At 70.7% G+C, this 985-nt stretch carries 1 protein-coding gene; it reads right to left on the bottom strand.

The genetic code is table 11. The annotated features are described in order from the left end of the window. Positions 1-141 precede the first annotated feature (141 nt). Complete coding sequence (upp, locus tag F3J10_RS35835) at positions 142-792, bottom strand: uracil phosphoribosyltransferase (protein ID WP_013698908.1); 651 nt, start codon at positions 790-792, stop codon at positions 142-144. Between the last annotated feature and the right edge of the window lie 193 nt (positions 793-985).

Here is a 985-nt window from a genome sequence, read left to right as displayed (position 1 = left end):
GGCGGCGTCGGCTGCGGCGCCCTGGATGCGGGGCGGGGCGGCGCGAGGAGGATGGCGAGGCGGCGCGCTCGGCCGCCGGGCTTGTCCCTTGCTCTTGTCCCGCCGCGCGGCGGGACGGGACGGCGGGCAAGGGCGATGCGCCTAGTTCTTGGTGCCGAACAGGCGGTCGCCGGCGTCGCCCAGGCCCGGGATGATGTAGGCGTGCTCGTTCAGGTGCGAATCGAGCGAGGCGACATAGACCTTCACGTCCGGATGCGCCTGGCGGAACACCTCGATGCCCTCGGGCGCGGCCACCAGGGCCAGGAACGAGATCCGCTCGCCGGGCACGTTGCGGCGCTTGAGCACGTCCACCGCGTGCACCGCCGAGTAGCCGGTGGCGATCATCGGGTCGCACAGGATGAAGTTGCGGTCCTCCAGGTCGGGCAGGCGCACCAGGTATTCCACCGGGCGGTGGTCGTCGGCGCGGAACACGCCGATATGGCCCACGCGCGCCGAGGGCACCAGGTCGAGCAGGCCGTCGGACATGCCGATGCCGGCGCGCAGCACCGGCACGATCGCCAGCTTCTTGCCGGCGATCACCGGCGCGTCGATCTCGACCAGCGGGGTTTCGACCCGTTTGGTGGTGATCGGCAGGTTGCGGGTGATCTCGTAGCCCATCAGCATCGTGATCTCGCGCAGCAGCTCGCGGAAGGTGCGCGTGGACGTGTCCTTGTCGCGCATGTGCGTGAGCTTGTGCTGGATCAGCGGGTGATCGAGGATGAAGAGGTTCGGAAAGCGGCTGTCCTGGGTCATGACGGGCGGCGTGCGGCAGAAAGAGGGATCGTCTGGTTCGGGGAGCGCGGCGCGGATGGCGCCGGCTCGGTGGCGCAAGTTTACCGAAGATGGCGGCCGCGATCCGGATATTATCGACCTCTCTCGCGCGGCGAGCCCGCCGGTGGTCCGGCAAGGCCGCCCGCGCCCGGCTCGCGCCGGCATGCGGGGCGGC

Origin of the sequence: Burkholderia sp. Cy-637 (genome assembly GCF_011753175.1) — a bacterium.
In the GTDB taxonomy this organism is placed as follows: Bacteria; Pseudomonadota; Gammaproteobacteria; order Burkholderiales; family Burkholderiaceae; genus Burkholderia; species Burkholderia gladioli.
This window is presented reverse-complemented; position numbering and strand designations above follow the sequence as displayed.